General features: G+C 65.5%; 9 protein-coding genes. 3 read left to right on the top strand and 6 right to left on the bottom strand.

The annotated features are described in order from the left end of the window. Positions 1–195 precede the first annotated feature (195 nt). Together EN932_RS23065 and EN932_RS23060 are read left to right on the top strand one after the other, a co-directional pair. The gene (locus tag EN932_RS23065) at positions 196–1,797 is read left to right on the top strand and encodes an FGGY-family carbohydrate kinase (RefSeq protein WP_127369855.1); all 1,602 of its coding nucleotides are present in this window, start codon (positions 196–198) and stop codon (positions 1,795–1,797) included. Between the two features lie 140 nt (positions 1,798–1,937). Next, on the top strand, positions 1,938–2,969 hold the full coding sequence (locus EN932_RS23060; protein WP_082827445.1) for a cupin domain-containing protein: 1,032 nt from the start codon (positions 1,938–1,940) through the stop codon (positions 2,967–2,969). Between the two features lie 9 nt (positions 2,970–2,978). Here the strand turns inward: EN932_RS23060 and dinB are convergent, their stop codons facing one another. Both dinB and EN932_RS23050 read right to left on the bottom strand, forming a co-directional pair. Next, entirely contained in the window at positions 2,979–4,226 is a 1,248-nt protein-coding gene (gene dinB, locus EN932_RS23055) for a DNA polymerase IV (protein WP_127385660.1), read from the bottom strand. 121 nt (positions 4,227–4,347) lie between these two features. Continuing rightward, positions 4,348–4,764, bottom strand: coding sequence for a helix-turn-helix domain-containing protein (locus EN932_RS23050; RefSeq protein ID WP_013530730.1), 417 nt, complete (start codon positions 4,762–4,764; stop codon positions 4,348–4,350). A gap of 103 nt (positions 4,765–4,867) precedes the next feature. On the opposite strand from EN932_RS23050, the gene EN932_RS23045 reads away from it, so the two are divergent. Then, complete coding sequence (locus EN932_RS23045; RefSeq protein ID WP_013530731.1) at positions 4,868–5,467, top strand: dihydrofolate reductase family protein; 600 nt, start codon at positions 4,868–4,870, stop codon at positions 5,465–5,467. Positions 5,468–5,491: 24 nt separating this feature from the next. On the opposite strand, the gene EN932_RS23040 is transcribed toward EN932_RS23045, so the two are convergent. From EN932_RS23040 to EN932_RS23020, 4 genes are all read right to left on the bottom strand, one after another. Beyond that, positions 5,492–6,235 (bottom strand): 2OG-Fe(II) oxygenase, encoded by a 744-nt coding sequence (locus EN932_RS23040; protein ID WP_127368858.1) that lies wholly within the window; start codon positions 6,233–6,235, stop codon positions 5,492–5,494. After that, entirely contained in the window at positions 6,232–6,786 is a 555-nt protein-coding gene (locus EN932_RS23035; protein WP_127368857.1) for a methylated-DNA--[protein]-cysteine S-methyltransferase, read from the bottom strand. Before EN932_RS23035 ends, EN932_RS23040 begins: the two co-directional genes overlap by 4 nt. Positions 6,787–7,091: 305 nt before the next feature. After that, the gene (locus tag EN932_RS23025; RefSeq protein WP_127367766.1) at positions 7,092–7,319 is read right to left on the bottom strand and encodes a hypothetical protein; all 228 of its coding nucleotides are present in this window, start codon (positions 7,317–7,319) and stop codon (positions 7,092–7,094) included. A gap of 12 nt (positions 7,320–7,331) precedes the next feature. After that, positions 7,332–8,025, bottom strand: a 694-nt coding sequence (locus tag EN932_RS23020) for a methylated-DNA--[protein]-cysteine S-methyltransferase (RefSeq protein ID WP_128369095.1), incomplete at its 5' end; no start/stop codon positions are given.

Here is an 8,025-nt window from a genome sequence, read left to right as displayed (position 1 = left end):
GAGTAGGGGAGTAGGGGAGTAGGGCAGTAGGGCAGTAGGGCAGTAGGGCAGTAGGGCAGTAGGGCAGTAGGGCAGTAGGATTGCTCTGCCGTTCAATGCCCGGGCCCGAGCCAAGCCACCATCCCCCTATTCCCGTACTGCCTTACTGCCTTACTGCCCTACTGCCCTACTGCCCTAAACCGAAGGTTTCCCCCAATGTCCCACTTCCTCGGCATCGACGTCGGCACCGGCAGCGCGCGGGCCGGGGTGTTCGACCACACGGGAAACCTGCTTGCCTCGGCCAAACGGGACATCGAGGTCTGGCGCGAGGCCGGCGACATTGTCGAGCAGTCGAGCAACGACATCTGGCGGGCGGTTTGCGCGGCCACGCGTGAAGCGGTCGCGCAATCGGGCGTGGCGCCCGAGGCGATCGCCGGCATCGGCTTCGACGCCACCTGTTCGCTGGTGGTGCTGGGCGAGGGCGGCGTGCCGCTGCCGGTAAGCAAGTCCGCCAATCCGGAACGCAACATCATCGTCTGGATGGATCATCGCGCGGTCGAGCAGACGCGCCGCATCAATCGCAGTGGCGAGGCGGTGTTGAACTACGTCGGCGGCGTCATCTCGCCGGAGATGGAAACGCCGAAACTCCTGTGGCTGGCCGAAAACCTGCCCGCCACTTTCGACGCCGCCTGGCAGTTCATGGACCTCGCCGATTTCCTCACCTGGCGGGCGACCGGCAGCCTTGCCCGTTCGGTCTGCACGGTGACCTGCAAATGGACCTATCTGGCGCATGAGAGCCGCTGGGACGAGACGTATTTCCGCAAGATCGGCCTCGGCGCGCTGGCCGACGAGGCATTCGCGCGCATCGGCACCGAGATCGTGCCGGCCGGTGCCGCACTCGGCGGCGGATTGACCGCGCAGGCAGCAGCAGACCTTGGTCTCAACCCCGGCACCGCGGTGGCGGCCGGACTGATCGACGCGCATGCCGGGGGCGTCGGCACGGTCGGCGCGCGCGGCGATTTCGGCAGCGTGCTGTCGCGCATGGCCTATGTTTTCGGCACCTCGGCCTGCACCATGTCGTCGACCGCCGAGCCGGCCTTCGTCGACGGTGTCTGGGGTCCGTATTTCTCGGCCATGGTGCCGGGCCTGTGGCTGAACGAGGGCGGCCAGTCGGCAGCTGGTGCTGCGATTGATCATCTGGTGCGCATGCACCCTGCAGCCGGCGAAGCGACCGCCAAAGCGCAAGCCGAGGGGCTCAGCCTCAGCGCCTGGCTGTCGCTGCAGGCGCAAAGCCGCAATGGAGCCGCGGCCACGCCGGCCCTGGTCGGCGGCATCCATGTCGTGCCGGAGTTCCTCGGCAACCGCGCGCCTTTCGCCGACCCGGACGCGCGCGCGCTGATTGCCGGGCTCGATCTCGACACCAGCCTCGACAGCCTGGTCGGGCTCTATGTCGCCGGGGTCTGCGGGCTGGGCTACGGCGCGCGCCAGATCGTGCGGGCCGAGCATGACAAGGGCATTCCCGTCGACACCATCGTGGTCAGTGGCGGCGCCGGCCAAAGCCCGCTGGTGCGCCAACTGCTGGCCGACACCACAGGCATGGTGGTGGTGGCCTCGACCTCGCCGGAACCGGTGCTGCTCGGCTCGGCGATGCTGGGCGCGGTCGCCGCCGGTGCCTACAAGGATCTGGCGGCGGCGATGGCCGGCATGTCGGAACTCGGCGAGGTCTATCATCCTGACCCTACGTTGGCCGGCTGGCATGCCAAACGCTTCGTGGCGTTCGAATTGCTGCAGCAGGCGGGCAAGGCCATCCGAGGCTGAAGCGCGCGGCTCCTGTCGAGCCATGTCAGGAGCGTAGCGAACACCGCTTGGCGGTTTAGCCGGAAGCTGGCAGCTTTGTTCTGTCGTGGACCCTCTAGCAGCACGCGACGAGGGCAGGGCGACAGGACCAGGAGGCCCTAATGGTGGACGAAGCTAAACCGCCGCTACCATTCGCATCGGATGAGGTGCCGTGGACGGAATGGTCCGACGTGCCACGCTTCGGCCTGCGCTACCGGCATTTGTCGCTGGCCGCCCTTGGCGAAAAACACCGTGTCGGCGTGGCAATCGAGGAGCTTCCGGCTGGCAAGCAGTCCTCGCCGGCGCATTACCATATTTTCGAGGAAGAGCATGTCTTCATCCTCGAAGGGGCGCTTACCGCGTATGTCGGCGACGCGGCCTATGCAATGAAGGCCGGCGACTACATCTGCTTTCCCGCCGGTGCCGCGGCGGGGCATTGCCTGATCAATACCAGCGACGCACTGTGCCGCTATGTCATCGTCGGCGAGCGCAACCCGAATGAAGTGGTCGTCTACACCGCCTCCAACAAGGTGCTGGTACGCGCCCTGGGCCGCCGCGCGATCTTCGATCTCGCTGCAAACCGAAGCTACTGGGACGGCGAGAACACCGGCCTTACCGCCGGCGATCCGCTGCCGTCGGATGTGACGGCCGGTGTCACCAAACCCCCAGCCGCGCCGATCCCGCCGATCGCCAGCGATGCTGTCGAATGGAAGGTCGAGGGCGAAGGTCCGCGGTTCGGCGGCCGGTCCAGGCACCTGACTTATGCCGCGCTGGGACGCTCCGACTATCATGTCGGCATGCTGATCGAAGCGCCGGCGCCCGGCATGCGCTTGGCGCCCCGGCACTATCACATGCTCGAAGAGGAGCATGCGCTGATCCTGGAAGGGGAGGTGACGCTGCTGCTTGGCGAGGAGCGCCACGAAATGAAAACCGGCGATTATGTCTGCTTTCCAGCCGGCCTGGCGGTCGGGCATTCCTTCCTCAACAGCGGCACGGGGCCGTGCCGTTACCTGATGATCGGCGAGAAAAATCCCAACGAGGTCTGCGTCTATCCAGATTCCAACAAGATGGCGGTCGACGCCTTGCGCCGGCGCGACGGCATTTTCGACATGGGAGCGGTGAGGCGGTACTGGGACGGCGAAGAGATGGAGTAGCCCCCGGCTTCACAGCTCCTTCTCCGCCAACTCCCTGAATTCGTCGGGAACCGAGCGCGCCGCCTCCAGCGCCACCGTGCCGTAGCCGACGGCCTGTTTGCCGAAACGCTCGCGGATCTTGTCGATGGCGCGGTCGGCGTCGAAGCGTGCTAGGCCCTTCTTCGTGCCGGGCCGGCGCCTCTCGTCGGCGAGGCCAAGCGGCAGGTCGAGCTGTAACTCGAAGCTTTCCTCAAGATGCGAGACCGAGATCGCCAGCAGCGAGATCGTTTTCTCCTGTGGATTGTCGGCAAGCAGGCCGCGCACCAGATCGCCGGCGATCTCGGCCAGCATCGCGGTCGCCGAGATCGGCTGGTCAAGCGTGATCGAGCGGGTGACGGCTCTGAGATCGGCAAAGCGCACGCGTACCGTCACCGTGCGGCCGGGCCTTGCCTTGGCGCGCAGCCGACTGGCGACGCGGTCGGCCAGATGCAGCAGTGTCGGCACGATGACCCGTGCCACAGCCGGCTTCTGGCCAAGCGCCGATTGGGCGCCGGCCGAATGCGCGCGGCGCTTCGTCTCCAGCTTTCGCGGGTCGCGGTTCCAGGACAGGGCGGCGAGCTTTTCGCCGGCGGCGGGACCGAGCAGGCGCGTCAGCGCGCCGCGATGCGTCCTGGCCAGTTGACCGATGGTCTCGACGCCGATCTCGGCCAGCCGCGCCCTGGTCGCCGGGCCGACGCCCCACATCAGTCCGACCGGCAGATCATGCAGGAAGGCGAGTTCCGTGCCGGGTTCGACGACCACCAGCCCGTCGGGTTTGGCGACCTGCGAGGCGATCTTGGCCAGATGCTTGGTGCGCGCCACGCCGATCGAGATCGGCAGGCCGAGTTCGGCCCGCACGCGGCGGCGGATGGTTGTCGCGATCTCCTGCGGCGAGCCGAACAGATGCGTGCAGCCGGCGACGTCGGCAAACGCCTCGTCGATGGAAATGCGCTCGACTACAGGCGTAAAATCGTCGAGCACCTTGATCGCCGCATCGCCCAGCCGCTGGTAATGGCTGAAATTGCCGCCGACGAAGATCAAATGCGGGCAGAGTTCGCGCGCCCTGCGCCCCGGCATGCCGCCACGCACGCCGAAGGCGCGCGCCTCATAGGAAGCGGCGAGCACGACGCCGCCGCCCACCGCGATCGGCTTGCCGCGCAGCGACGGATCGAGCAACTGCTCGACAGAGGCGTAGAAAGCGTCGAGATCGGCATGCAGGATGGTGGCTGTCGTTTCCATCGACCGCACATCCGCAGTTGCTGATAGAATAGAACAAATAAAGAACAAAGATGGATGGTTGTCAAGCGAAGAGCGATTGGGTGCGGCAACAGCCATGCCGGTTCGGCTTGAACGCAACCGCCTAGACACTATGCTCCGTTCGCAGCGCCGCTTTCATCTTTTCCAGCGCTGCTTCGCCGCCTGCCGCCAACTGGTCGGTAATCCTGGCCAATCTCTCGTCGGCCTTGCGGTGCCTGCTGCCCCAGGCGCCGAGCGTCGCCAGCACCGGCAATAGGTCGATGCCTGCTTCGGTCAGCCGGTAGACCGTTCTCAAGCCATGCGTCGGGTCGTCGCTTCTGGTGAGGATGCCTTCGTCCTGAAGCGTTTGCAGTCGCTCGGCCAGCGTGCGCGAGGAGATGCCTTCGTCGGATTGCAGGAATTCGCGAAAGTGCTTTTTCCCGGCGAAGACCATGTCGCGGATGATGAGCAGCGTCCAGCGGTCGCCGATGAGTTCGAGCGACAGGTTGATCGGGCAGTCGGATTTTTCGCGCGTCGCCATCTATGGTTCCATTTCTAAATCACTTTACTATTGACATCGTTTTGGCCTTGCGTCAACAGTTCCAAATGTAAACTGTTTTGCGATAGCCGTGAGGAGAATGACGGTGAAAAAGCTGGTCCTGCAGATGCAGATGTCGGTCGACGGCTTTGTCGGCGCCACCGAGGACCATTCCTGGCAGCTCTGGGAGTGGGGTGACGAGAGCGCTTGGGACGATGAGCTGAAGCAGGACTTCAACGCTGTCTTCACAGGCGTCGATACCATCCTGCTCAGCCGCAAGATGGCGCAGGAGGGCTATCTCACCCATTGGGGCAATGCCGCCAAGAAGTTTCCGCACGATCCGTTCTACGCCTTTGCGCAACGCATCGTCGACGCCCGCAAGGTGGTGCTCAGTGATAAGCTCAAGCAATCGGCCGGGGAGCCGGCCTGGGAGCGCACGAGCGTGGCCAGCGGCGACCTGCCGCGCGAAGTCAATGCGCTGAAAGCGGGCGAGGGCGGCGACATGGCCGTGTTCGGCGGCGCCGGTTTCGCGTCGGCGCTGATTGCGGCCGGGCTGGTCGACGAGTTTCAGCTTTTCATCAACCCGGCGGTGCTGGGTGCGGGCCGCCGGATTTTTGATCAGGGCGGTTTTAGAAACCTGCGGCTGCTCGGCTCGAAGACCTATGACTGTGGCATGGTGGTCAGTCGCTATGCACCGGCGGGGTGAGGGGGACCTCCATCTTCTCCCTGCTCACTTCGCATCGTGAAAAATAATCCCGACCGTGTGGCGCATGCCTGAGCGCAGCCGGCTGACGCCATGACGCAGGTTGACGCGGTAATTGCCTTTGGTGCCCTGCACCGGCCGGTTGTGGACGGCAAAGACAACGGCGTCGCCCTGGCGCAGCGGCACCACCTCGACCCGGCTCTGCATGCGCGGCCGCTGCTCGGTCAGCGCGAACTCACCGCCGGTGAAATCCTGGCCCGGTTCGGAGAGCAGGATCGCCACCTGCAGCGGGAAAGCGAGGTCGCCATAGAGATCCTGGTGCAGGCAGTTGAAGTCGCCAGGCACATATTGCAGCAGCAGCGGCGTCGGCCGCGTCTGGCCGGCGGCATGACACTGATCGAGAAACGCGGCATGCGTCGCGGGATAACGCATGGCCTGCCCCATCCGCTCGTTCCACCGATTGGCGACCTCGGCCAGCCTGGGATAGAGCGCGCTGCGCAGGCCGCCCAGAAGGTCGGGCAAGGGATAGCGGAAATAGCGGTACTCACCCTTGCCGAAGCCGTGCCTGGCCATATGGATGTGGCTGCGGAAATGCTCTTCTTTGGGATAGAGGCCGGCGATCTCCCGGCATTCTTCGGGCGACAGCAGCTTTTCAATCACCGCGCAGCCGAAACCGTCGAGTTCGGCTGCAAGGGCGGGCCAGTCGTAACCGGCGACACGCGTCTGAGCAGCTTCAACCGCCGATGCGGCAACCCTAGCATGGGCATTCATATCGTAGCCTCCTTGTCGATCAGAGCGCGCTTGCGCTCGAGGCCCCAGCGGTAGCCCGACAGCGTGCCGTCGGCGCGGACAACACGGTGGCAGGGAATGCCCAGCGCAATCGCGTTGGCCGCACAGGCCGTCGCCACGGCACGGGCGCCGTCCGGCTGGCCGAGGCGCTGGGCCAGCGCGGCGTAGGTGATGGTGGCGCCGCACGGGATGCCTCGGAGCGCCTCCCACACGCGCTGCTGGAATGGCGTGCCGCGGCGCAGGTCGAGCGGCAGGTCGAGACCGACGCCAGGTATTTCGACGAAGCGCGCGATTGCCGCGAGATCGTCGCGCAAGGTGGCCCGGTCTTCGACCAGTAGCTTGCCCGGGAAGCGATGGCCAAGATCCCGCTCCAGCGCGTCGGCGTCCGAGCCGATCAGGATGGCGCAGACGCCGATCTGGCTGCGTGCCGCCAGGATTTTACCGATCGCGGATTCGCCGATGGCGTAGGTTATGATATCGAGGGCGGCGAGCTTGGTGACTGTCGCCGGAATATTGGTTTGTACGAGGTTCATTGCCTTCACTCCTTTTGTCTGTGCCTGAACCCTAGCCACCTACCAGCCGTGTCTCACTCCGGTGCTTGCTTTCAAATTCGAATCCCCAAGGCAGGTGCTCTACGGCGCCCCCCTCTGTCCTGCCGGACATCTCCCCACAAGGAGGGAGATTGGCAGTTCCTGCGCCGGCTCTCGTCCTGAAACGTTGGAGATTGGAGAAGGTCGCGATGACAGCCAATCTCCCCACAAGTGGGGGAGATGTCCGGCAGGACAGAGGGGGCGCCGTAGAGCGCTGATTTGGATCATTGGCACTTCGCCTGAGGACGTCATGCGACACGGGTGACGGAAATTTCGCCCAGCACGAACACTTCGCCTGATGACAGGCGCAACTCAACCTCGCCGGTTGCGGTGCGGCTCCATTCGGCTTTGCCATCATCGACCATCTGGCCGATGGCGGTCATCACCCGTGATTTCGCGTCAGGGGCGCGGCGGCTGCCGGCAGCTTGGGTCTGGATGTTCGCATCGGTGGTGGGAGACCTTGCCATCGCGCGCATTGCCGGTCCTCGTCAGGCCCGCACCGACCGGTTGGCATTGTCGGACGCTGCCTCGCGGTCGAGCAGCGCGCGCTTGCGCTCCGCGCCCCAGGCGTAGCCGGAAAGTGCGCCGTCCTTGCGGATGACGCGGTGGCAGGGAATGGCGACGGCAAGATTGTTGGCGGCGCAGGCGGCGGCGATGGCGCGGGTCGCCTTAGGTGCGCCGATGCGATGCGCGATCTCCGCATAGGAAACCGTTTGGCCGGCGGGGATGGCGCGCAAGGCCTGCCAGACGCGCTGCTGGAACGCCGTGCCGCGGACGTCGAGCGGCAGGTCGAGGCCGAGCGCCGGAGCCTCGACGAAACCGACGACGCGGGCGACCAGCGCCTCGTAGTCGCGGTCGCCACCGATCAGCCGTGCCCTGGGGAAACGATCCTGCAGGTCGCGCACCAGCGCGTCGGGATCGTCTCCGAGCAGGATCGAGGCGACGCCCTTCTGGCTGGACGCGACCAGGATGGTGCCGAGCGAGGTCTCGCCAACGGCGAAGCGGATCTCTTCGTCGGCGCCACCGGCGCGATAGCGCGTCGGCGTCATGCCGAGCATGCCAGTGGATTTCTCGTAAAAACGTCCGCTTGAGTTGAAACCGGCATCGTAAATCGCCGTCGTCACGCTGGCGCCGTCTTCCAGGCCCTGGCGGACCCTGGCGGCACGGTGCGCGGCGGCAAAA

The organism is Mesorhizobium sp. M7A.F.Ca.US.002.01.1.1, from assembly GCF_004022955.1.
Classification (GTDB): Bacteria; Pseudomonadota; Alphaproteobacteria; order Rhizobiales; family Rhizobiaceae; genus Mesorhizobium; species Mesorhizobium ciceri.
Note: the sequence above shows the minus strand (reverse complement) of the source record. Positions and strands in the feature narration are given on the sequence as shown.

Coding starts and splice junctions, on each gene's coding strand:
- dinB (WP_127385660.1), bottom strand. CDS start 4,226: ATGGAAACGACAGCCACCATCCTGCATGCCGATCTCGACGCTTTCTAC.
- EN932_RS23035 (WP_127368857.1), bottom strand. CDS start 6,786: ATGAACCTCGTACAAACCAATATTCCGGCGACAGTCACCAAGCTCGCC.
- EN932_RS23040 (WP_127368858.1), bottom strand. CDS start 6,235: ATGAATGCCCATGCTAGGGTTGCCGCATCGGCGGTTGAAGCTGCTCAG.
- EN932_RS23065 (WP_127369855.1), top strand. CDS start 196: ATGTCCCACTTCCTCGGCATCGACGTCGGCACCGGCAGCGCGCGGGCC.
- EN932_RS23060 (WP_082827445.1), top strand. CDS start 1,938: ATGGTGGACGAAGCTAAACCGCCGCTACCATTCGCATCGGATGAGGTG.
- EN932_RS23025 (WP_127367766.1), bottom strand. CDS start 7,319: ATGCGCGCGATGGCAAGGTCTCCCACCACCGATGCGAACATCCAGACC.
- EN932_RS23050 (WP_013530730.1), bottom strand. CDS start 4,764: ATGGCGACGCGCGAAAAATCCGACTGCCCGATCAACCTGTCGCTCGAA.